Below are 22,831 nucleotides of genomic sequence, written 5' to 3' on the forward strand. Positions count from 1 at the left end.
CCGGTTGTTCCGATGGGTGAGATCAGTTCGGCCCTCCGTCGCTGCGCCGCACCTGCTCGACCCCTTCGATCAGGAACGCGGTGAGGGCGTCGGCGTCACCCTGGACGTGGAGTCGTCGACGGTCACGCTGGCCGTCCACGGCCGCTGGGGCAACGATTTGCGCCGCGACGTGCACACCGCGCTGCGCAAGAGCCTGAGCGAGCACCCCCATCACCTCTTCATCGACCTGCAGGACCTGCAGGATCCGCACGCGGCCAGCGTCGGCACCTGGCTCGCGGCCCGCCGGAGGTGCGCGGGGCTGAACCCGGGAGTTCTGGTGACCCTCTGCACAGCTGCCGACACCGCACTCACCGCCCGGCTGTTCCGTACCGGCGCCAACCGGTTCCTGCGGATCTTCCCCGACCTCGCTCAGGCCCGCGCCGCCGTCGTCGACACACCGTTGCCCGACCGCATCTACCTGCCGCTCGACGCGGTGCCCGGCTCGGCGGCGCGGGCCCGCGCCGCCGTCACCGATGCCTGCGCCTCCTGGCAGCTGCCGAATCTGCACGACCGGGCCCGGCTGGTGGCCTCCGAGCTCGTGACGAACGCGATCACCCACGCCGGCACTCCGCTCGCCCTGGTCGTCGCTCATCGCGGCGATGCTCTGCAGGTGATCGTGCGTGACGGCGTGGCGGTCCTGCCCCGACGACCCGAACTGCCGGCCACGTGGCCCGGCCCGGACCTGCCGCCACGCGGGCTGGGCCTGGCCGCGGTGCATGCGGCCGCGACCGTCTGGGGCGCGATGCCGACGCTCGAGGGCAAGGCGGTGTGGGCCGCCATCCGTCCCGAGGTGCGGCGATGAGAACACACGCCGAGGGCCCGGCCGGCAACGATCCGGTGATGCCGGACGCCGTCGCGACCGTGCACGGCGACACCCTGACCCTGCAACTCACCGGCGACATCGACGCCTTCACCGCGCCCACCCTGCTGGAGCAGGCACACAAGATCGTCGCCTCCGGCACGGTACGCCACGTCGATGTGGACCTGACCGAGGTCACCTTCAGCGACGCCGCCGCCGTGCGGGCCCTCAGCCGTCTCGCCGCGGAGGCCACCGACCGCAGGGCCAGCTTCGGGATGCGTGACGCGCGGCCGCACATCCGGTGGTTGCTTCAGCAGGTCGGGGCCGGCCACCTGCTCACCGAGCCCGACTAGTCGGTGGCACGCTCCGGGCGTACCGTGCGGACCGCGTCACCGAGTCCGTGCGGGCGTGCCCGACGCGGCCGGGCACCGGCCGCCGGATCACCGGCCATCTCCTTCACCAACGACGCCGCGAGAGCGAGCAGCACCACGACGAACGGCAGGGCGATGACGATGGTGGCCTGCTGCAGCGCCTGCAGACCGCCGGCGAGCAGCAGACCCGCGGCGACCGCGCCCATCAGCACACCCCACATCACCACCAGCAGCCGGTGCGGGCGCAGCGCGCCGCGCGAGGACAGTGAGGCGAGCACCAGCGACGCCGAATCGGCGCTGGTGATGAAGAAGGCACCGACCAGCACCATGGCCAAGGTGGTGGTCACCGCGGCCAGCGGCAGCGCCTCGAAGAGGCCGAACAGCGCGTACTCGGCGCCGTCACGCAGGTCCGCGACCAGGTCGGCGGAGCCGGAAGCCTGGGTACGCAACGCGCTGCCGCCCATGATCGAGAACCAGACCGCGCTCGCGCCGCTGGGCACCAGCAGCACACCGACGACGAACTGCCGCACGGTGCGGCCCCGCGAGATCCGGGCGATGAACGTGCCCACGAACGGCGCCCACGAGATCCACCACGCCCAGTAGAACAGCGTCCACGCGCCCATCCAGTCCGGGTCGGAGAACGCTCCGGTGCGCGTCGACATGACCAGCAGATTGTTCAAATAGTCCCCGACCGCCGCCGGCAGCACCTCCAGGGTGTAGACCGTCGGCCCGATCACGAACACGAAGACCATCAGCAGTACGGCCAGACACACGTTGATCGTCGACAGCCATTTGACGCCGCGCTGCAGACCGGAGAAGGCCGACGCGCAGAACGCCGCGGTCAGCCCGCCGATGATGATCAGCTCGACGGTCCGGGTGTCCGGGACCCCGGCGACGATGCCGAGGCCGGCCGCCACCTGCAGGGCGCCCAGGCCCAGACTCGTGGCGCTCCCGAACACGGTTGCGAAGATCGCCAGCAGGTCGACCACCCGGCCCGGCAGGCCGTCGGCACGCGCGCCGAGCAGCGGCCGGAACGCCGCCGAGAGCTGAGTGCCGCGCCCTTTGCGAAACGTCGAGTAGGCCAGCGCCAGCCCGGCGATCGCGTAGATCGCCCACGGGTGCAGGGTCCAGTGGAACAGGGTGTACTGCATCGCGACCGACGCCGCGTGACCGGTCTGCGGCACCGCCCCGGACGCCGGCGGCGGCGACGCGAAATGTTGAATCGGCTCGGCGACGGCGTAGAACAGCAGGCCGATCCCCATTCCGGCGCTGAACATCATCGCCACCCAGGCCAGCGCGGTGAACTCCGGCTCGTCCTCGTCGGCGCCGAGCCGGATCCGCCCGAACCGGCCGGCGGCGAGCACCACCGCGAGCACCAGGAACGCGTCGGCGGCCAGCACGAAGAACCAGCCGAAGGTGCTGATCGTCCAGCTGAGCCCGGCGTCACCGGCCCGGGCGACCGCGTCGGGCGCCAGCACGGCCCACACCACGATCGCCAGCACTCCGGTGGTGCCGGCCAGCACCAGCGGGCGATCCGTGCGAAAGCCGTCCATCCCCGCAGTCTTTCAGCTGCACAGCGGCCGGTTCTGAGAATTCGCGGCTCTGGAATGTCTCATTACGCCTAGTTACCGTCCGGTAACCACGTTCGACGCCGAGTCACCGGAGGCCGGACATGTCCGTACGCACCCGCATCCTCGCCGCAACGCTCACCGCAACCATCGTCGGCGCCGCCGTCGCCCCGCCGCCCGCACAGGCCGCCGTCACGTCCCGCGGCGTCACGATCCCCGCCTTCTACACCCCGCCCGCGACCCTGCCCGGCGCCGACGGCGCCCTGATCCGCACCGAACCGCTTCCGCTCGCGCTGTCGCTGCCCGGGATCACCGGCACGCTGCCCGGCCGCGCGACCCGGATCATGTACAAGTCCACCGACTCGACCGGCAACCCGGTCGCCGTGACCGGCGCCTACCTGGAGCCGGCCGCCGCCTGGCGGGGCGCCGGACCGCGTCCGCTGGTCGTGCTCGCCCCCGGCACGATGGGCCAGGGCGACCAGTGCAGCACCTCGCTGGCCCTGCAACGCGGACTCGTCCTCGGCGTGGACCAGGGCCAGACCACGGTGTCGATCGGCTACGAGGTCCTGGCCATGTACCGGCTGCTCGCCAGGGGCGTCGCGGTCGTGCAGACCGACTACCCCGGGCTCGGCGCCACCGACCGGCTGCACACCTACGTCAACCGGGTCGATTCCGGGCATGCGGTGCTCGACGCCGCCCGCGCCGCCAAGGCGCTGCCCGGCACGTCGCTCACCGCCAGGTCGGCCGTCGGCCTGTACGGCTACTCGCAGGGCGGCGGCGCGGTCGCCTCGGCGGCGGAACTGCAGTCGTCGTACGCCCCCGACGTGCGGCTGAAGGCCACCTACGCGGGCGCCCCACCGGCTGACCTGCACGAGGTCACGGCGGCGATCGACGGCAGCGAACTGCTCGGCGCGCTCGGCTGGTCGGTCAACGGGTTCGCCCAATCCGAGCCCGGCCTGCAGCCGCTGCTCGACGAGTACGTCAGCGACGCCGGCCGGGCCGCGCTCAAGGACCTGTCCACCATGTGCGTCGGGGACGCGATCTTCGGGTACGCCGGCAAGCGCAGTTCGGGGTGGACAAAGAACGGGCAGACGGTCAGTCAGATCATCGAGGCGGAACCGCGGCTGCGGGCGTACATCGATCGGCAGCTCCTCGGCACCCGCAAGCCCGCCGGGGTGGTGCGGGTGGCCACCGGCGTCAACGACAACCTGGTGCCACACGCCCAAGCCCGCACGATGGCCGCCGACTGGTGCCGCCGTGGCGGCGACGTCGTGTACGCCCCGGTCAGCCTGCCCCGCACCGGCAGCCCGCTGATCAACCACTTCGGCCCGCTGCTCACCGACCAGGGCACCGCCGTCGACTGGCTGACGCTCCGGCTCGCCGGCCTGCCGGCCCTCTCCACCTGCGCGATGCTGCGCTGAGCACGGCTGGTCAACAGGGCTGCTTCCGGACCCGCGAAACAGCCCTGTCAACCAGCCCAACCGGAAGGCCGCCGAACAGCAGCACACCACCGACCACCGTGATCGTCATGGCCGTCAGCGCGGTGTCCGCCAGCTCACCGGCCGGCAGATCGTTGAACGCCAGCAACCCGAACACCACCGACGACGTGCCGCGCGGCCCGATCGCGGCCAGCGCCAGCCGCTCGCGTCTGCTCAGCGCCGAGCCGATCGCCGCCAGCTGCACCGGCACGAACCGGACCACGGTCAGCACGGCCACGCAGAACAACACGATCCGCCAGCTCACCCCGTCGCGCACCGCCAGCACCGTGGCATTGCCCAGGTAGAGCCACATGCCGATGGTGAGCAGCGCGGTCACGTCCTCCAGCAGCTGCAGATCGTCCGTGGTGTGCACTTCCTTGATCCGCCGCCGGGGAACGACCTCGCGCAGGTAGCGGAAGGTGATGCCGCAGACGAACGACGCCACGAACCCGTTCCCGCCGACCGCGACGGTGGCCGTGTAGCTCAACAGCGGCGCGACCACCACGGCGATGCGCCGCGACTGCCCGGTCATCCAGCCGGCCCGCTGCGTCACGTTCATCAGCGAGGCGATCGCCGCGCCGAACAGCAGACCCGACACGATCGCCGTCACCGCGCTGGGCACCGCCGTGCCCAGGGCCTCCATCGGGGTGTCGGCCTGCGACGAGGTCCCGGCCAGGATCAGCGCGAACGCGAACACCGGGGAGACGAAACCGTCGTTGTAGCCACTCTCCACGCTCAGCACCCCACGCACCCGGGCCGGCACGAAACCGCCGGCCAGCAGGGACTCGGCCGGATTCAGATCGATGGGTACGAGCATGCAGGCGATCAGTAGCAGGGCCGGCCAGCCGAACGTGGCGGGCAGCAGCACCGCGCCGAGCAGGAACGCCACCGCGATGCTCAACGGCAGGGCGAGGACCAGCATCCGTACGGCCAGACCCGGCTCGTCCCCGAGCAGCCGTCCCCCGCCGATCTTCGTGGCGTCGACGAACAGCAGCACCGCGAGGATCACCTCGGCCGCGTGCTGGGCGACCTCCGAGTTCAGCGTCTCGACGACCGTGTTGCCCGGGTGCAGCCCGACCACGATCCCGGCCAGCACCATCACCAGCGGAAGCTGAACGTGCCAGCGCCGCAGCCGCCCGGCGACGAGCGCCCACACACCGGTCACCGCCGCGATCACGACCAGGCTGAGGATCATTGCTCGGTCGACCGTACCGGGCGACGGTTACCCACTTTGGTGGCTATTCGTGTTTCCGGCGCATTTCTAGACTCCAGATTCCCGTCGCCGGATGCGTTGGAGTCTCCGTTGGGAAATTCGCCGAACCTGACCACCGGCCCGCTCGCCGCGAGCATCATCCTGACCGGCGCGCCCGGCTCCGGCAAAGGCACCCAGGCCTCGATCCTCGCCCGGCGCCGCAGCCTGCCGCACCTGTCCACCGGCGATCTGTTCCGCAGTCACATCGCGCGCGGCACCGAACTCGGGCGCGCCGCCCAGCGGCACATCGACGCGGGCCACTACGTGCCGGACGAGGTGACGAACGCGATGGTCCGCGACCACATCGAGCGGACCGCCCCGGACGGCCGGATCATCCTGGACGGCTTTCCGCGTACGCGTGCGCAGGTCGACTTCCTCGACACGCTGCTGACCGATGTCGTGGTCCTCAACCTGGTCGTCGAGCCGGCCGAGCTGCTGCGCCGGCTGGAACACCGCGCCACGGTCGGCGGCCGCAGCGACGACGCGGCGGAGGTGGTCCGGGAACGGCTCGCCCTGTACGCGGTGGAGAGCGAACCGGTGCTGGCGGCGTACCGGGACCGCGGGCTGCTGCGCGACCTGGACGGCGCCGGCGAGTTGCACGCGGTGGCCCGGCGCATCGACGAGGCGCTGGCCACGCTGCCGGCCGCCAGCTGCTGAGCTCAGGACTGTCGGATGGCGCGGTACCGGTGCACGGCCTCCAGGCGGGAGCGCGCACCGAGCCGCGTCATCAGCGCGCGCATGTAGGTCTTCACGGTCTGCTCACTGAGCCCGAGCCGCGCGCCGATCTCCGCGTTGCGCAGGCCCAGCTCGGCCAGTTCCAGCACCTCACGCTGGCGCGGCGTCAGGGCCTCGGCGCCGTCGGGCACCGGCCGGAACCCCTCCAGGACCTCGTGCAGGGCACTGCGCGTCTGCGGGTCCCGGGTGCTCCGGGCGATCTCACGCAGCCGGCCGACCGCCTTCGTCCGCTGCGCCTCGGTGGCCCGCATCCGGCGTTCGACCTCGTCGCGCACCGACAGCTCCAGCGACATCGAGTGCCCCTCGGCGGCCAGCGCCGACACGATCTCCGAGGTCAGCGCCGCGTGCTGCCGGGTGCCGGCGTAGAGCAGCCCGCGCACCTGGCTGCCGCTCATCAACGGCACCACGGCCAGGCCGACCACACCCTCGCCCAGCACCGGCTCGTCGTAGTCGTGGGTGATCTCCGGCGCCCGGTCGTAGCGCGGCAGCGCCAGCAACCGCTTCTGCACCAGCGCCTTGCCGCCCAGGCCCCGGTCGGGCCGGATCACCAGGGATTTCAGCGCGGAGGTCTGCGCACCCAGACAGACCGTCACCGGTACGTCAGTCGTGCCGACACCCCCGAAGATCAGCGGAATGTCGGCCTGCCGGGACAGGTTGCGGGCCGCCCGGGCGAGCAGCATGTTGTCGGCCTGCCTCTGCGAAGCATCCAACGCCAGGTCCCTTCCCCGGTGGCACGACCGGCCGCAGCCGCTGGGACCAGCATGGATCACGAAGCCGATCGACGCCACCGCGGCCCTGCTCAGCCCGGAGACGCCCGATGCCCGCGCACCTGGGCGGCGCCGAGCCATTCGCCGAGCCGGCGGCGCAGCCGGCCGCGCCGGTAGCCGCCGTGCACCGTGCCGGTCGGCGGCGGGTCGAACAGCGCTCCCGGGCCGGGCGCCGCGCCGGCCGCCCTGGTCACGAGGGCCCCGCCCCACTGGCCCACCACCGTCTCGGTGACCCGCGGCGCCAGCCGGTGTGCGACCAGCGCCAGGTGCGAGACCACTCCCGCAGTGGCCTGCCGGCGGGGCCGGCGGGCGCAGCTGACGATTTTGGCGGCGATCCGCTCCGGGGCGTACGCGGGCGGGATGGCCCGCAGTTGACGACCCGAGTGGTTGGCGGCCCGCCGGAAGAAGGGGGTGTCGACCGGCCCGGGCAGCACCAGGCTCACCCGGATCCGGGGATGACGGGCGACCGCCTGCTGCAGGCTCAGGGCCAGCCCGCGGATGGCGAACTTGCTCATCGAATAGAGCGGGATCGTCGGGTTCGGGAACACCGACAACAACGATCCGACCAGCACGAGGGTGCCGTCGCCCTGCCGGCGGAAAGTCGTCAGCGCGGCCCGGGAGCACAGCACACTGCCGAACACGTTGGTGTCGACGAGCCGGCGGATCTCGTCGACCGATTCCGAGCCGAGCGGCCCGGCGATACCGACGGCCGCGGCTTCGACCCAGACGTCGATCCGCCCGTACCGCTGCACCGCCGAGTGGGCCAGCCGCTCGACCGCTGCCGGATCGCCGATGTCGGTCGGCACCACGAGGACCTGTGCACCGCGTGCCCGGCAGTCCCGCTCCACCTCGGCGAGCGCTCCGGGGCTGCGGGCGGCCAGCACCAGTCTGGCTCCCTCGGCAGCGAACGCCAGCGCGGTGGCACGGCCGATGCCGCTCGACGCGCCGGTGACCAGCACGACGGCGTCAGGAAAGGTCTTCCGCTTGTCCAGCACACTCCCGCACTACCCGGGCGAGCGCCGATCATTCCCGTCACGTCTCGGCGGTGCGCACCTCGCCGCGGCGGTGTTCCGGACCGACCGCCACCGCGGCTCCCCGTCACGCCGGGGTCAGAACCGGCCGCCACCACCTCGGCGGCCGCCTCCGCCTCCGCCGGTGCGGCGGGCCCGTGAGCCACTGCCGCCGAAGCCGCCGCCACCCCAGCTGCCGCCACCGCCGCCCCAGCCGCCGTGCCCGCCGCCGGAGCGCATGCCGCCGGCCAGGATGCCGCCGAGGACCGCGCCGGCGAAAGAGCCCGCGTCGATGCCGCCGGTGCGACGCCCGTACGGATCAGTCGTGGTCCAAGCGTGCACATCTGCCTGCGCGGCGTGCCCTGCGGCAGCGGCCAACTGCCGTGCCTGTTCGGCCTCGCGCAGGGCGGTGGCCGGGTCGCTGGTGGCCGCCTGCTCCGCCAGGGCCAGATGGCGATGCGCTTCGGAGAGGCGGACCCGGGCCTCCTGGCCGATCGCACCGCGGCGGGTCGCGATGAAATCGTCGGTCGCGGCCACCTCGGCGCGGGCCACCGGCAGGGTCTGCGCCAGCAGGGTACGGGCGTGGGTGTCCCGTTCGGTCTGTTCCTGCACTGCGGCGAGGGCGCTGTCCAGGGCGGCGTCGGCGGCCTGCAATCGCGCGACGATCTCCACCGGGTCCGGCCGGGAGGTGCCGAGCGCGGCGCGCGCCCCGGTCAGGGTCTGCTCAGCGGTCGCCACCGCGGCGGCCAGCCCGGCCGGCGCCGGGGTGTTGCCTGCCAGGGCGGCGTGGCCGGCCGACAGCTCAGCGGCGATCTCGGACATCAGCGCGTCCGCGGCGGCCCGGGCGGCCGGCAGCTCACTGGCGGCCTTGTCGACCGCCGTCACCAGCTGACCGGCCTGGTCGATCGCCTGCTCCGCCGCCCGCACCGCGAGCGCCGCCTCGGCACGGCCGGTCACCACGCCCCCAGCATCCGGCACGGCCCCGCCACCCGGCGCGGCCTCAGGAGGCGGCACGGCTCCAGCACTCGGGCCGACCTCAGCGCCCAGCCCGGCGCCTGCACCCAGCCCGGCGCCTGCGCCCAGCCCGGCGCCTGCGCCCAGCCCGGCGCCTGCACCCGGCCCGACCTCAGCGCCCAGCCCGGCGCCTGCACCCGGCCCGGCCTCGGCGCCGGTCGCTGGGCCCTGGGCACGGGCGGCCGTCGCGGAGTCGGTGTCCGGGGCGAGGGGCGCTGCCGTGTCGACGCTGCCCTGTGCGGCGCCGGACAACGCGGCTCGGGCCCGGTCCAGGGCGGTGGCCGCGAAGGCGAGACGCTCGCGCGCCTGGTCGACGTTGCCGGCGATCGCGGTCACCGTCGAACCGCTGTAGGTGGCGCGCATGTCCTCGATGCGGGCGGCCGCGGCGGGCAGCGCCGCCTCGACGGCGGCCCGCTGCCGGTCCAGGTCGGCGGCCACCTCGGCGGCCCGGCCCTCCAGGTCGCGCAGCCGGTCGAACGCCTCCGACTCCGCGTCCAGCCGGGCGTCGGCGTCGCAGCACAGTTCGATGATCCGGGTGAGGGTGCTGCGGCGGGTGGGCTCGTCGGGCGCCGGCACCTCCTCGAGGGTCATTCTGAGCCGGAACGCCTCGGCGACGTTGCCGCGTGCGGCCGTGAGCGCGGCCTGGAAGCGTTCGGTCGCTGCCGCACCGTACTGGGCGGTCGCCAGCTCGCCCTCGCGTTCGCTGGCCCGCAGATCGTCGTCCAGTTCGATGAGCAGGGCGTTCGCCTGGTTCGTCAATTCCTCCAGGCTCGGGCCGGCGACGGCGGCCGGCTGTGCCACCTTCGCCCCGGCCCGGCGCCGGCGCAGCCAGACCCAGACCAGGGCCCCGATCAGCACAGCGGCAATCACCAACAGCGCTCCGGTGAGCCCCGCGCCCCCGCCGCCTCCGACGGCATCCTCGTAACCGCCCGCCGCGGCGATCACGGCGCCGGACCAGTCCTGCCGGGCCAGCGCCGGTTCGATGTCGTCGGCGGCCACGTCGGCGAGGTCGCTGTCGCTGAGCCGGGAGTCGTCGGGGAACGAGTAGGCGTACGCCCGGTCGGTGGTGGCGACCGCCAGCAGCGCGTCGCGGTCGCCGAGGTCGCTGAGCCGGGCGGTCTCGTCGGTCCACTGCTGCGCCGGCAGCCCGTCGAAGGAGCCGACGAACACCACGAACAGCTGGATGCCGGTCTCCTGCTGCAGTTGCCGCAGCGCCGCGTCCATGCCGGCCCGGTCGCTGAGCACCCCGGCCGGGTCGGTCACCTGGGCGGCGAGACGGCCCGGCGCGTCGGCGTACGCGGCGCCCGGCGCCGCGAGCAGGCCGGCGAGCAGGAGAATCACCAGGGCGGCCAGGGTCCGCCCGCTCTTCACGACATCCGTAACGGCGTGCACCGCACCGGTTTACCCGGCGCGTCACGGCGCCAACCTCAGGCCGGCGCCAGCTTGCCCGCCGCGTGCTGGGCCGCCGCGTAGCCGAAGCTCAGACCTTGGCCGATGGTGGCGCCCGGGCCGGGGTAGACGCGGCCGAAGGCGTTGCCCGCGGCGTTGCCGGTGGCATAGAGGCCCTCGATCACGGTGCCGTCGGGGCGCAGCGCCCGGCCGAGCGCGTCCGCGCGGACGCCGCCGCAGGTGCCGAGGTCGCCGGGAACGACCTTGATGGCGTAGAACGGGCCTTCGTCGATCGGTCCGAGGCACGGGTTCGGGGTGATGCTCGGGTCGCCGTAGTAGCGGTCGTAGGCGCTGTCACCACGGTGGAAGTCGTCGTCGCGGCCGGAGGCGGCGAGCAGATTGAACCGTTCGAGGGTCGCGGGCAGCTCGGCCAGGCCGGTCTTGCCGGCCAGTTCGGCCACCGTGCCGGCCTTGACCGCAACGCCGGCCTCGTACCAGGCCTTCGGCAGCTGCTGGCGCGGGAAGACGCCGCCGCCGAACACGTAACGGTTGCGGTAGCGCTGGTCGAAGACCATCCACACCGGCAGCTGCTCCTTGATCAGGATCTGCCCGGCGGTCATGTAGTTGACGGCCTCGTTCATGAACCGCCGGCCCTGCTGGTCGACGATGATCTGGCCGGGCAGCGAGCGTTCGGCCAGCAGCGGGCCGGGCATCGGGCCGGGAATCGGGAGCGCCGGGAACCACCACGCCTCGTTCATGAACGCCAGGTCGGCGCCGGCCGCCTTGGCGATCTCGATGGCGTCGCCGGTGTTCTCCGGGTTGCCCAGGCACCAGTCGGTGTCGAGCTGGTCGGACTGGTGCTCGTGGCGCAGCGCCCGGTTGCGATCGAAGCCGCCGGCCGAGAGCAGGACGCCACGCTCCGCGCGTACCGTGACGCTCTTTCCGTCTTTCTGGACCACGACTCCGGTGACCTTGCCGTCCTCGATCAGCAGGTCGGTCAGCGGCGTCTCGAACCAGACCGGGATGCCCGACTTGCGCACCCCGGCGAAGAGCCCGGCCGCCAGGGCGGCGCCGCCGGCCTGATATTCGCGGCGGATCGCCAGGCCGCCGACCCCGAGTCCGAGCAGCTTGGCGCCGGTCACGATGCCGCGCGGATGCCGCGCGACCAGGTTGAGCCACTTGTAGGTGCGGCCGGAGACCGGCATGGGGAACGGCGCCGAGAGCGCCGGCGGCCGCAGCCGGGCACGGTCGGCACCGAGGCGGCGTACGTCGAACGGCTTCGGTTCGATCGCGCGGCCCACTGCTGACCCGCCGGGCAGCTCCGGGAAGTAGTCGGCGTAGCCGGTCATCCACTGGTACTTCAACGGCGTCCGGCGGCGCATCACCTCGACGGCGGCCGGGCCGTGCAGGACGTGGGTCTCCCAGCGGGACTCCGGTGACTCGCCGGCGGTGACGTTGCGCAGATATTCGCGGACGCGCTCCGGGCTGTCGGTCACGCCCGCCTGCTGCAGCAGGGCGTTGTTCGGGATCCAGAAGCCGCCACCGGACAGCGCGGTGGAGCCGCCGAAGTAGCGGGACTTCTCGACGATCAGGACGGACAGGCCGGCTTCGGCTGCGGTCAGCGCCGCGAGCATCCCCGTTCCCGAGCCGACGACCACGAAGTCAAAGCTTTGCTCGCCCATGTCACAACCACCTTCGACGGGTGACGACCGGATGATCGACAGTAGGACGGCACCCCGCAAAAGGCAACGGCTTGTCGCCTTAGTAGATGGGCTAGGGTCGGGGTCGATGACGGACTCGACGCGGCGTACCCGCGGTCTGCGACACGGACCGCGCGGCGCTCAGGTGGTCGAGAAGGTCCGGGCGGCCACCCTGGCGGAGCTGGCCCGCGCCGGTTTCGCCGGCCTCACCATCGACGGGGTCGCCAAGGCGGCCGGCGTCAACCGCACGACCATCTACCGACGCTGGCCGTCGAAGGCGGCGCTGCTCGCCGCGATGGTGGAGCCGGTTCTCGAGCGCTACGACACCGATCCGGACACCGGGTCGGTCCAGCAGGACCTGCTCGCCCTGCTGCTGATGATCAGGGACAACACCGCCCTGCCCGAGGGTCTCGCGCTCACCGAGGCCGTGGTCGCCAGCGGCGGCGAACTACACGACCTGATGCGGACCACCATCGACCGGGCCATGGCGCCGTTCCACCGGGCGCTCGAGCGGGCGGTGGCCAGGGGCGAGATGAGTGCGGCCACCGACGTACGGATGATCGCCTATCTGGCCTTCCACGGTGTCGTCATGTGGGAGCCGACCCACGAAAGCCCGCCGAGCGACCTCGACTGCGCCCGCATCGCGCGGACCGTGCTGGGACGGTGACGCTCACTCGTCGAAGCGATGGCCGCTGGCCCGCTGGCAGTCCCCCAGCCGGCGCCGGGCCGCGTTCAGGCGCCCGGCCATGACCTGCAGGAAGCGGGTGGTGAGCTCGTGACCGAGCGCCGGGTCGCTCTGGAACAGGGCCCGGACCAGCGGGCCGTGGAACGTCAGCGCCTGCGCGGTGCTCACCGCGACCGCGCCGAACTGCCACCGGTACGGCGGGAACAGCCACGAGCAGCCCAGCACCGCCGGCGACCGCAGGGTCTCCAGCACGAAGTTGTCGTGGCCGCGGACCTCGCTGTCGAGGAACACCCGGCCGTCGGTGAGCAGCCAGAACTGCTCGGCGGGAGTGCCCTCCCGGAAGATCCGGTTCCCGGCGTGGAACATCGACCGGCCGGTGAGGGGCGCCAGCAGACTCAGCTGATGCTCGGTCAGTCCGGCGAGGAACGGCTGCGCGGCGAGTGTCTCGACGGTGATGGACATGCCGGTAGTCCAGCGCCGCCGGGCGGCGCTGGACAAGGGTCGTACGGCGGTGACCCGCAGGACTGTCGTCCCGCGGGTCACCGTTGCGATCAGGAGCGGCCGAAGTCCTGGGTCCAGTACGTCGTGCCGTCCGCCTTGATCACCAGGCCGACACCGATGGCGACGCTGTTGCAGTTGAGGATGTTGGTGCGGTGCCCGGAACTGTTCATCCAGCCGGTCACGACGTCCTGCGGGGTGCGGTAGCCGTAAGCGATGTTCTCGGCGGACGCACCCGTGTAGCCGGTCCGGGACACCCGGGTGACGAAGTTGCTGCCGTCGGAGCCGGTGTGGCTGAAGAAGCCCTGCGCCGCCATGTCGGCGCTGTGCGCGCGGGCCGCCGTGGTCAGCCGGTCGTCGGTGCGCAGCGCGGCGCAGCCCTTGGCGGTGCGCTGCGCGTTGGTCAGGGTGATGACCTGCGCCTCGTAGCTGGTCACGGTGTTGCTGGGCGCGCTCGTGGTGGGCGCGGTGGTCGGCGCCTTGGTCACCGGAGCGCTGGTGGTCGGCGCGGTGGTCGGTGCCTTGGTGGTCGGTGCCTTGGTGGTCGGCGCGGTGGTCGGGGCGCTCGTGGTCGGCGCGGTCGTCGGCGCCTTGGTCACCGGAGCGGTGGTCGGGGCGGTGGTCGGTGCCGTGGTCGGTGCGGTGGTGGGTGCCGTGGTCGGGGCGGTGGTCGGGGCCGGGGCGACCTTGGCCAGGGCGGCGACCGGGTCGACGCGACCGTTGCCGTAGTCCTTGTCGAAGCCCTTGGTGCCCAGGTCGACCGCGGTCTGCTCCATCGCGGCCTCGATCTGGTCCGGCGTCAGCGCCGGGTTGGCGGCCTTGAGCAGCGCGGCGACCGCCGCGATGTGCGGCGACGCCATCGAGGTGCCGTTCATGGACTTGTACGAGCCCAGCGCGGTCGGATAGGTGCTCATGATGCTGCTACCCGGCGCGGCGACGTCGACGTAGCTGCCGGCGTTGGAGTAGGAGCCGTACTTGTCGTTGCTGTCGGTCGCGGCGACCGCGATCACCCCGGCGTCCGCGGCCGGGTACGAGGTCGGGCTGCCGGAGCTGCGGCTGTTGCCGGCCGCGGCGACCACGGTGACACCCTTGCTGCGGGCGTAGTTGATCGCGTTGGTCACCGCGGTGACCTTCGTGGTGGACCCGAGCGACATGTTGATCACCTGCGCGCCGTGGTCGGCGGCCCAGATGATGCCTTCGGCGGCGTCCGACATGTTGCCGCTGCCGTTCGCGCCGAGCGCCTTGACCGGCAGGATCTTGGTGTCCGGCGCGACCGCGGAGATCCCGACGTTGTTGCCGGTGACCGCGGCGATGGTGCCGGCCACGTGGGTGCCGTGCCCGTTGCCGTCACTGCTGGCGCCGGCCTTGTTCGCGATCGCGTCGTAGCCGGGCAGCACGTTGCCGGCCAGATCCGGGTGCTTGACGTCCACGCCGGTGTCGATCACCGCGACGGTGACACCCGCACCGGTCGACTTCTTCCACGCCTCCGCGATCTTCAGCTTCGCGAAATCCCACTGCTTGCTACGGCTCGGGTCCGAACCGGTCGGGACACCCATCGTGTACATCGGGGCGTCCACCTCGACACTGACCGCGTCCTCGGCGCCCTGCCCCTCCGCGACCATCTCGGCCGCGGTATCCCGGTCGGTGGCCTCACGCACCGTGATCACCGGACGGCCGTCCTTGCCGACCGTGGTCGTCACGATCCGCGCCGGCTTCTCCACCGACACCGTCGCCGGCACCAACTCCGCCGGGCTGGCGGTCAAACCGTAGGTGACAGGCTCCCAGCCCACCGTGCCGGTCGGCAGAGCGAAAGCGCCGACAGCGGCGAACGCACCGACAGCGACAGCGCCGACGGCGTACTTACGGATCTGAGCCTTCATCAAGAACGTTCCCTCTCCCCCGTGTGTCATACGGGTCCAGAGTCGGAGCGCCCGGTTGTGACTCAGATGTCAGACTGTTGCTCCTGGGTAGTACCTGCCTGCTGCCGGCGCATCGCCGTCACCTGCTCCGCACAGCCGCGCCGGATCGCCGGTCTCGAGCGCCTCGGCGAGCTCGCCATAGCCGCGGCGTCCACGCCGGCACGCACCTCGACCAGCGGGCCGTGCCGGCGCAGCGCGGTATACACCGCGTACGGATCTGAGCGCCCTGCCGGGGACATCAGCAGCCGTGCCGCCTCGACGATCTCCACGCCCCGGCATCGTGGTGGTGCGGCGTCAGTCCAGCTTGGCCAGCAGGCCCGGCGGCACGTCGACGGCTGCGGGACCCTCGCGGGCGGCGGCGAACGCGGACGGGTCGACCTGGCTGCGGCCCACACCGTCCACCCGCCAGATCACGCCGTCGGAGACGTCGCGCAGCAGGGTGCCCTCCGCCGGGCGGACCGACAGCGAGTTGAGCCGTCCGACCGGCACGTCGGTGAACGCGGGCCGGTGCAGCAGCTCGTACTCCTCCGGGGTCAGGTGGTAGCCGTAACCACCGACGACCTGGTGGATCGCGCCGGTCTTGACGTGGCGCAGGAAGGTGGGCTCCACCGGGACGGTCGCGGTGATCGAGGCGATGAAGCCGGGCGGCACGTTGGTGAAGCCGGGCCGGCCCAGGTCGTCCCAGCCACCGTCCTTCAGGTAGTACTTCGCGTTGCCGGTGATCTGGTAGATGTCGCCGTTGGTGTGGTCGCGCAGCATCGTGCCGTCATTGGGCGAAGTGTCCAGGACGGACAGCAGCCGGGGCGGCAGGTTGACGAACGCCGGGTTCTTCATCGCGGCGTACTCGGCCGGGGTGAAGCGGTAGCGGGCGCCGCCGGCCACGATCGAGATCACGCCGTCGGTGTAGGTGCGGATCACGGTGCCGTCCGCGATCACGCCGGGCATCGAGGCGAAGGTGCCGGCCGGGACGCTGGTGTACATCGGGCTGCCCATGGCCTTGTACTCGTCGAGCGTGAGCAGGAACGGCGCGCCGCCGACGACGATGGAGATCCGGAAGTCGGGCTCCCGCAGGATGTGCTTCTGGGCCTGCGGCTGCGGCTTGGGCGGCGGCGGCTTCGGCGCGTCCTCGGTGATCTTCAGGTAGCGGATGCCCTGGAAGCCCTTGTTCATGTCGTTCCAGGATCGCTTACCCCGGTTTCCGAGGTTGCTCTCGGTGCTCGGATTGTTGACCGTCTCCCGATCGTTGTTGAACGAGTAGACGTAGCACCCCTTCTTCGGATCCTTCGGGTCGACCCAGCGGGCGAACAGTTCGGCGTGGCCTCCGTGCGGGCTGCTCTTGGGCCGGACGAAGGCGTCGCCCGGCCGGAGGTCCTCCAACCGCACGTTCATCTTGCCGCTCCACCGGAAGAGCGCCGTCGTGTCCGGCTGGATGGACAGGCGCCACGCCATGCTGATCAGTCCGGAGCAGTCCGTCCGGTAGGTGCGGCCCTGCGGATCGGGCCTGTGCTGCACCTGCGAGTAGATGAACTTGCGGTCGACCCAGTACTGAGCGCGTTTGAGCACTTCGGCTCGAGTGATTTCCCCCATGCCCAGACACCGTCCGCCACGGGGTCAACCCTGATCAATGGCCGGCTGGACGCCGTCGATTACGCTGCTTCGCCGCCGTTCAGCCGGCCGGCCCGGTACACCAGGCGCAGTATCAGCCTGATGAACACCGACGCCTCGTCACTGTCTGTCGCGATGACGACGGCCGGGATTGATTTGTGGTCCAGGTCACAGTCACCGACGCACCGTATGCGATCATCGCTTCGTCTTGCTGGGTGTGAAACGAAGCCTGAACGTGGCTGACGAGGCAGAACTCGTCCGCCGCACCGCCGCCGGGGACCGGCGCGCGTTCGACGAGCTGTACCGGCGCACGTCGCCGTGGCTGCTCAGCCGGCTGCGCCGCCGCTGCTCCGACGACGACGTGGTCGCCGACGTGATGCAGGAGACCTACCTGGCCGTCTGGCGGGCCGCGGGCAGCTTCGCCGGCGCCACCACGTCAGGCAGCGCGGTCGGCTGGCTGTGGACCATCGCCGCGCACCGCCTGGTCGACGCGTTCCGCCGCCGGGCCCGGCAGAACCAGGTGCCCGCGGTGCCGATGGCCGAGACGGTCGCCCCGGCCGCCGAGGACGAGGTGATGGCCGTCCGGGTCGGCCAGGAACTGGAACAGGCCCTGCTGGAACTGCCCCCGGAGGCGCGGCAGGTGCTGCGGGCCATGGTGCTCGACGGCCTGTCCGTCCGGGAGACGTCCCTGCTGCTCGGCCTGCCCGAGAACACCGTGAAGTCGCGGGCCCGCCGGGCCCGGATCGCCCTTCGGGAGGCACTGTCGTGACCGCACATCCGAATCCCACGGTGATCGCCCGCTACGCCGACCCGGCGGCGACCCTCGACGAGGTCACGGTCTGGTCGGTCGAGGTGCATCTGGAGGACTGCCCGGACTGCCGGGCCCTGCTGGCCGACCGCACCAACGACGACTCGCGGGCCCTGCTCGCCCGCGTCGCCGCCGGCATGGGCGACGCCATCGCTGCCGGACCGGCTCCGGCCGCCCGGCGGCGCTGGTCAGCGGTGCGCAACCGGTTGCTCGTCTGGCACCTCGTGCCGTGGCTGACCATGACGGTGGCGGTGCTCGCCTGTGCCGTCGCACTGCATTCCATCCAGCCCAGCCTGCCGTCGATGGTGGCCCTGCTGGCCCCGATCGCGCCGCTGCCCGGCGTGGCGATCGCGTGGAGCCGCCGGCACGACCCGGCGTGGGAGCTGATCGCGGGCACACCGGCGGCCGGACTGGCCATGCTGCTCCGGCGTACCGCTGCGGTTCTGGCCGTGGTGGTGCCCGCACTGGCGCTGGCGAGTAGCCGTACCGGCGTGTCTCTGGCCCTGACGCTGCTGCCGTGCCTGGCCTTCACCGCCGCGACCATCGCCCTGGGTGGCTTCGTCGGCGTGCGGCGGGCCGCGCTCGGCCTCGGCACCGCCTGGTCGCTGGCCGTGGTGGTGCCCGCCCTGGCCTCGGCGCAACTGCCGCTGGTGCTGCAACCGGGCAGCTCACTGATCTGGGCACTGCTGACTTTGGTGCTGGCCGGCTTCGTCGCCGCCCGGTCCGACAACTTCCGCCGGCTCTCCAGCCACAACTGAAAAGCCACAACTGAAAGGGACCGAAGATGCGTACGGTGAGCGCGGCTGAAACAGCCCCCACCACCTATCCCTGGGCGGTGCACGCCGAAGGCCTGCAGGTCCGGGCCGGCCGCCACCTGGCCGTGGACGGGCTCGACCTGAGCCTGAACACCGGGGTGCACGGCCTGCTCGGGCCCAACGGCGCCGGCAAGACCACCCTGATGCGGGCGCTGGCGACGGTGCTGAAACCGGCCGGCGGCCGGCTCACCCTGCTCGGCGAGTCGGTGGACAGCCGCGCCGACCTGCGCCGGGTGCGCCGCGGGCTGGGCTACCTGCCCCAGCAGTTCGGGTTCTACCCGAGGTTCACGGTGCGCGAATTCGTCGAGTACATGGCGTGGCTCAAGGAGATGCCGAAGACCGCGATCCCCGGCGCGACGCAGCGGGCGATCGAACGGGTCGGGCTCGCGGACAAGGCCGGCGCCCGGATGAAGACGCTGTCCGGCGGCATGCTGCGCCGTGCCGGCATCGCCCAGGCGATCGTCAACGACCCGGCGATCCTGCTGCTCGACGAGCCGACCGTCGGCCTCGACCCGGAGCAGCGGCTGGAGTTCCGCGAGCTGCTCCGCGACATCGGCGTCGACTGCTGTGTGCTGGTCTCCACCCACCTCGTCGAGGACGTGGTCGCCGCCTGCAGCGACGTCGTCATGATCAACGAGGGCCGGCTGCTGTTCCAGGGCACCCCGGACGGACTGGTCGCACAGGGCAGCGACAGCGATCCCGGCGACAGCCCGGCCGAACGCGGCTACTCGGCGCTGCTGCGCCGGCACCGGACGGAGGCGGGCCGGTGAGACGCGTACTCGGCATCGAACTGCGCCGCTCCGCGGCGGCCGGATCCGCGCTGATCCTGCTGGTGGTCGGCGTGCTCGCGCTGTACTTCGCCGAAGGGATCGGGTTCGCGACCGGCTGGATGCAGCTGGCCATGTCGCAGCGGCTCTACCTGGCCCTGCTGTGGCCGCTGGCGCTGGCCGCCGGCGCCTGGCAGGCCAGCCGGGAGAACCGGTCGAAGGTGACCGAACTGTTCGCCAGCACCCCGCGCCCGCGCGCGTCCCGCATCCTGCCGATCCTGCTCGCGATGGCCGCCGCGGTCACCGCCGCCTACCTGGCGATGGGCCTCGCCGGCGGCCTGTGGATCTTCGACACCGCGGCGTACCTGCCCGTGCAGGCCCTCGTCGTCACCGCCGTCGGCGTGCTGGCGCTGATCGCGGCGGTCTGGCTGGGACTGGCGATCGGCCGGCTGCTGCCGTGGCGGGCGACCGCGCCGGTACTGGGCATCGCCGGCCTGGGGCTGCTGCTGGCCATCCCCGGCGCCACCCGGCCGCACGGCTGGCTGGCCCTGGTGTTCTCCCCGATCTACGAGATGAACATGCCGGACGCCTTCACCACCGTGCCCGGCCGGGCCAGCGCTGCCCAGGCTCTCTGGCTCGCCGCGCTGGCCGGCGCAGCGGTGCTGCTGTTCGCCTCCGGCGGGTGGCGAACCCGTGTCGCGGCGCTGCTGCCGGTCGCCCTGGGCGCCGCGCTGGCGATCACCGTCATGCCGCACCAGAACCGGTACGTCGTCGGCTCCGTCGACCCGGTCGCCCAGGAACTGGTGTGCGCCGACGACGAGCCGCGGGTCTGCCTGAGCCGGGTGCACTCCGGCCTGCTGCCCGAGCTGACCGCCTCCGCCCGCGACGGCCTCACCGCGCTCGCCAAGCTGCCCGGCGCGCCGACCCGGGTGCACGAGGACACCAGCACCTACGTCCCGGACCGCTACGCGCCGTGGCGCCCCGACCTGGTCCTGCTCCGCGTCGCCACCGGCCAGGACGGTCACCTGGAAGAGCCGGACCGCGTCCAGGCGAAGGTGGTGGCCGGAGCCTTCACCGGGTCACCCGAATGCCAGAACTTCCCCCGCCCGGCCGACCAGTACGCCGCCGCCTACTGGTTGATCGGCCAGGAACCGGCGGCAGGCACCTTCTACGAATCGGACGAGCAGGCCTCGGCCGTGGAGCAGTGGCACACCCTGCAGGCGATGCCCGCAGCCGAAGCGCAGGCCCGGGTTGCCGCGCTGCGCGAGGCCGCGGTGAGCTGCGCGGACGGAGCAAGCCTGTTCGCCGGGAGCGCCCGGTGAGGTGGCTGACGCTGTACCTGCGCTCCCGGCGCATCCCGGTCGCGCTGGCCGCAGCCGGCGGCGGCACGGTCCTGATGTGGACGCTGTGGTCGGTGTTCTCCGACAGCCGCGACGCCGGCATGCCGATGGTCGTGCTGACAGTCCTGCTGCTGGTCGCGGCGCTGACCGCGACCCTGGGCGGGCCCGACGACGCCCTGGAGCGCACCGCGGCGATCGCCTGGCCGCGGCGCCGGGCCGCGCACCTGCTGGTGGCCCTGCTGGTCGTGGTGGCGCTGCTGCTGGCCACGCTGGTCACCGGCGCACGGTTCGGGCCGGCCGGGCTGGTGGTGCGCGACGCGGCCGGGCTGCTCGGGCTGACCGCGCTGGGCGCCGCGATGTTCGGCACCGCCAAGGCCTGGTTCCTGCCGCTGGGCTGGACACTGGCGGCGGTCCTGTTCCCCCGGGGCGAACCTCTGCTGGGCCGGATCCTGACCTGGCAGGCACAGGAGCCGGCCAGCACCGCTGCCGCGATCACCGCGGGACTGCTCGCGGTGAGCGGACTGATCGCGTACGCGGTGAGCGGCCCCGCCCGCAGCGCGCCGGCCGAGGCCGCCCAGCATTGAGCGCCACAGTCTGCGACACGGGCCGGTCCAGGGCATAGCCGGGCGGGCGGCGGGTATCCGCGGGCAACGATGCCGTCCGCAGACAGGAGTCCCGCGATGGCCACCAAGGGGCCGGCGCTGGCCTTCGCCGGCAACCTGGTCGGGGCGGTCGTGTTCGTCGCCACCTCGTACTGGTACATGTACCTGCGCGACGACCACGACGCCCCGGACCAGCAGCCGTCCCGGTAGGGCCGGTCGTCAGTGGCCGGAGTCCGGCGCGGCCGCCCGGGGCAGCAACAGCATCAGGCCGGCCGCCACGACGTAGAGCACGACCTGCCAGCTCAGCACGCTGCCGAACGCGTCGCTGAACACCTGAAGGCGGTCCGGCGCGCTGTCGACCGCGAGGAAGAACACGGTGCCCAGGACGGCGACGCCGGCGGCGCCGCCGATCTGCGTGACGGTGGAGAGCACCCCGCCGGCGGCGCCCGCGTCACGGCCCGGCACACCGGCGAGGATGACATTGACCAGGATCGGCGCGGTCAGCCCCAGCCCGAGCCCGCCGGCGAACAGGGCGAGCGCCAGCATGGCGTACCCGGGGTCCTGTCCGTCGCGGACCAGCCACGACAGCATCGCCTGGGAAGCGGCGAGCAGGAGCGAGCCGGTCACCGCGAGGGCCCGCCCGGCCCGGGCAGCCAGCGCGACACCGAGGCCGGAGGTGAGGACGGAGCCGATGGCGTACGGCAGGATCACCAGACCGGTCTGCCAGGCGCTGCGGCCGGTGCCGGCCTGCAGGTAGATCGACAGGGTGAGGAAGAACGCCGCGATGGCGCCGAAGAAGAACAACGCGGCGGCGAGGCCGGCGGCGAAGCTGCGGATTTGAAGCAGCGCGGGGTCCAGCAGCGGCTGCCCGCCGCGGGCGGCGAGGCGGGCCTCGGCAGCCAGGAAGGCGAGCAGCACCACGACACCGGCCGCGATCAGCGCGAACCCCCACCACGGCCAGCCCCAGACCCGGCCCTGGACGAGCGGGAGAAGGATCAGCAGGACCGCCCCGGTCACGGTGACCGCGCCCCGCAGGTCCAGTCTGGTCCGCTCGCCGCCGGTCGACTCGGGCAGCACCCGGGCGCCCAGGGCGAGCGCGATCAGCCCGATCGGCACGTTGATCCAAAAGATGGTCCGCCAGCCCAGGCCGAACAGGTCCGCGTCCACCAGGAATCCACCGAGCAGCGGGCCGGCCACCGAGGCCAGGCTCAGCACCGCGCCGTACGCGCCGAACGCCCGGGCCCGGCCGGCGGCGTCGAACGACGAGCGGATGATGCCGAACACCTGCGGAACCATCACCCCGGCCGCCAGGCCCTGCAGCGCCCGGGTGGCGATCAGCATGGCCGGACCGGTCGCCAGCGCGCACAGCGCCGACGCGGCCACGAAACCGGCCAGGCCGGCCAGGAAGATGCGGCGCCGGCCGTAGCTGTCGCCGATGCGGCCGCCGGTGATCAGGGCCGAGCCCAGCGCGAGGGTGTAAGCGGCCAGCGTCCACTGCAGCTGCGCCTCGCTCGCGCCGAGGTCGGCGGCCAGCGCGGGTGCGGCGACGACCACGATCGTCGCGTCGAGCAGATCCATGAAGTCGGCGAACAGGACCACCGCCAAGGCGATGCCGGCGGAGCGTCCCGCCCGTTGCAGCGGTGCTGGTGATGTCGTCATACCGGGCACGC

The 22,831-nt window shown here is 72.5% G+C and carries 22 protein-coding genes; 11 read left to right on the top strand and 11 right to left on the bottom strand.

Annotated features, from left to right (window positions below; translation table 11 throughout):
- Nucleotides 1-16 precede the first annotated feature (16 nt).
- A complete protein-coding gene (locus tag OHA21_RS18760) occupies nt 17-841 on the top strand; it encodes an ATP-binding protein (protein ID WP_328475351.1) in 825 nt (274 codons plus the stop codon).
- A complete protein-coding gene (locus OHA21_RS18765; RefSeq protein WP_328475352.1) occupies nt 838-1,191 on the top strand; it encodes an STAS domain-containing protein in 354 nt (117 codons plus the stop codon). Before OHA21_RS18760 ends, OHA21_RS18765 begins: the two co-directional genes overlap by 4 nt.
- Here OHA21_RS18765 and OHA21_RS18770 read toward each other — a convergent pair.
- Nucleotides 1,188-2,762, bottom strand: coding sequence for a BCCT family transporter (locus OHA21_RS18770; protein ID WP_328475353.1), 1,575 nt, complete (start codon nt 2,760-2,762; stop codon nt 1,188-1,190). The genes OHA21_RS18765 and OHA21_RS18770 overlap by 4 nt on opposite strands.
- A 119-nt stretch (nt 2,763-2,881) precedes the next feature.
- Between OHA21_RS18770 and OHA21_RS18775 the strand changes: the two genes are divergently transcribed.
- Nucleotides 2,882-4,198 (top strand): lipase family protein, encoded by a 1,317-nt coding sequence (locus OHA21_RS18775; RefSeq protein ID WP_328475354.1) that lies wholly within the window; start codon nt 2,882-2,884, stop codon nt 4,196-4,198.
- Between the two features lie 10 nt (nt 4,199-4,208).
- Here OHA21_RS18775 and OHA21_RS18780 read toward each other — a convergent pair whose 3' ends face one another.
- Entirely contained in the window at nt 4,209-5,450 is a 1,242-nt protein-coding gene (locus OHA21_RS18780) for a cation:proton antiporter domain-containing protein (RefSeq protein WP_328475355.1), read from the bottom strand.
- 108 nt (nt 5,451-5,558) lie between these two features.
- Between OHA21_RS18780 and OHA21_RS18785 the strand changes: the two genes are divergently transcribed.
- Nucleotides 5,559-6,164, top strand: a complete 606-nt coding sequence (locus tag OHA21_RS18785; protein WP_328475356.1) for an adenylate kinase — start codon at nt 5,559-5,561, stop codon at nt 6,162-6,164.
- Nucleotides 6,165-6,166: 2 nt separating this feature from the next.
- On the opposite strand, the gene OHA21_RS18790 is transcribed toward OHA21_RS18785, so the two are convergent.
- The 4 genes from OHA21_RS18790 to OHA21_RS18805 form a co-directional block, all read right to left on the bottom strand.
- Complete coding sequence (locus OHA21_RS18790) at nt 6,167-6,952, bottom strand: helix-turn-helix transcriptional regulator (RefSeq protein ID WP_328475357.1); 786 nt, start codon at nt 6,950-6,952, stop codon at nt 6,167-6,169.
- An 89-nt stretch (nt 6,953-7,041) separates the two neighbouring features.
- Nucleotides 7,042-8,004, bottom strand: coding sequence for an SDR family NAD(P)-dependent oxidoreductase (locus tag OHA21_RS18795; protein ID WP_328475358.1), 963 nt, complete (start codon nt 8,002-8,004; stop codon nt 7,042-7,044).
- A 114-nt stretch (nt 8,005-8,118) separates the two neighbouring features.
- Complete coding sequence (locus OHA21_RS18800) at nt 8,119-10,425, bottom strand: TPM domain-containing protein (RefSeq protein ID WP_328475359.1); 2,307 nt, start codon at nt 10,423-10,425, stop codon at nt 8,119-8,121.
- 35 nt (nt 10,426-10,460) lie between these two features.
- Entirely contained in the window at nt 10,461-12,104 is a 1,644-nt protein-coding gene (locus OHA21_RS18805) for an FAD-dependent oxidoreductase (RefSeq protein ID WP_328475360.1), read from the bottom strand.
- A 106-nt stretch (nt 12,105-12,210) separates the two neighbouring features.
- Here OHA21_RS18805 and OHA21_RS18810 point away from each other — a divergent pair, with 106 nt between their 5' ends.
- Complete coding sequence (locus tag OHA21_RS18810) at nt 12,211-12,789, top strand: TetR/AcrR family transcriptional regulator (protein WP_328475361.1); 579 nt, start codon at nt 12,211-12,213, stop codon at nt 12,787-12,789.
- Between the two features lie 3 nt (nt 12,790-12,792).
- Here the strand turns inward: OHA21_RS18810 and OHA21_RS18815 are convergent, their stop codons facing one another.
- The 4 genes from OHA21_RS18815 to OHA21_RS18830 all read right to left on the bottom strand — a co-directional run bounded on the left by OHA21_RS18815 (nt 12,793) and on the right by OHA21_RS18830 (nt 16,811).
- Nucleotides 12,793-13,269: a Crp/Fnr family transcriptional regulator gene (locus tag OHA21_RS18815; protein WP_328475362.1), complete on the bottom strand. Its 477-nt coding sequence runs from the start codon at nt 13,267-13,269 to the stop codon at nt 12,793-12,795.
- 89 nt (nt 13,270-13,358) lie between these two features.
- A complete protein-coding gene (locus OHA21_RS18820; RefSeq protein ID WP_328475363.1) occupies nt 13,359-15,185 on the bottom strand; it encodes a S8 family serine peptidase in 1,827 nt (608 codons plus the stop codon).
- Nucleotides 15,186-15,247: 62 nt separating this feature from the next.
- Nucleotides 15,248-15,493, bottom strand: coding sequence for a hypothetical protein (locus OHA21_RS18825; protein ID WP_328475364.1), 246 nt, complete (start codon nt 15,491-15,493; stop codon nt 15,248-15,250).
- Nucleotides 15,494-15,518: 25 nt separating this feature from the next.
- Nucleotides 15,519-16,811 (bottom strand): hypothetical protein, encoded by a 1,293-nt coding sequence (locus OHA21_RS18830; protein WP_328475365.1) that lies wholly within the window; start codon nt 16,809-16,811, stop codon nt 15,519-15,521.
- Between the two features lie 253 nt (nt 16,812-17,064).
- On the opposite strand from OHA21_RS18830, the gene OHA21_RS18835 reads away from it, so the two are divergent.
- The 6 genes from OHA21_RS18835 to OHA21_RS18860 all read left to right on the top strand — a co-directional run bounded on the left by OHA21_RS18835 (nt 17,065) and on the right by OHA21_RS18860 (nt 21,371).
- Nucleotides 17,065-17,598, top strand: coding sequence for an RNA polymerase sigma factor (locus OHA21_RS18835; protein ID WP_328475366.1), 534 nt, complete (start codon nt 17,065-17,067; stop codon nt 17,596-17,598).
- Nucleotides 17,595-18,395: a hypothetical protein gene (locus OHA21_RS18840; RefSeq protein WP_328475367.1), complete on the top strand. Its 801-nt coding sequence runs from the start codon at nt 17,595-17,597 to the stop codon at nt 18,393-18,395. Before OHA21_RS18835 ends, OHA21_RS18840 begins: the two co-directional genes overlap by 4 nt.
- 26 nt (nt 18,396-18,421) lie before the next feature.
- Nucleotides 18,422-19,222 carry an ABC transporter ATP-binding protein gene (locus OHA21_RS18845; RefSeq protein WP_328475368.1) on the top strand — a complete coding sequence of 267 codons (801 nt, stop codon included), beginning with the start codon at nt 18,422-18,424 and terminating at the stop codon, nt 19,220-19,222.
- Entirely contained in the window at nt 19,219-20,541 is a 1,323-nt protein-coding gene (locus OHA21_RS18850; RefSeq protein WP_328475369.1) for a hypothetical protein, read from the top strand. Before OHA21_RS18845 ends, OHA21_RS18850 begins: the two co-directional genes overlap by 4 nt.
- On the top strand, nt 20,538-21,143 hold the full coding sequence (locus tag OHA21_RS18855; RefSeq protein ID WP_328475370.1) for a hypothetical protein: 606 nt from the start codon (nt 20,538-20,540) through the stop codon (nt 21,141-21,143). Before OHA21_RS18850 ends, OHA21_RS18855 begins: the two co-directional genes overlap by 4 nt.
- A 96-nt stretch (nt 21,144-21,239) precedes the next feature.
- On the top strand, nt 21,240-21,371 hold the full coding sequence (locus tag OHA21_RS18860) for a hypothetical protein (RefSeq protein WP_328475371.1): 132 nt from the start codon (nt 21,240-21,242) through the stop codon (nt 21,369-21,371).
- Nucleotides 21,372-21,380: 9 nt separating this feature from the next.
- On the opposite strand, the gene OHA21_RS18865 is transcribed toward OHA21_RS18860, so the two are convergent.
- Nucleotides 21,381-22,820: an MFS transporter gene (locus OHA21_RS18865; protein ID WP_328475372.1), complete on the bottom strand. Its 1,440-nt coding sequence runs from the start codon at nt 22,818-22,820 to the stop codon at nt 21,381-21,383.
- Between the last annotated feature and the right edge of the window lie 11 nt (nt 22,821-22,831).

This window comes from Actinoplanes sp. NBC_00393, from assembly GCF_036053395.1.
In the GTDB taxonomy this organism is placed as follows: domain Bacteria; phylum Actinomycetota; class Actinomycetes; order Mycobacteriales; family Micromonosporaceae; genus Actinoplanes.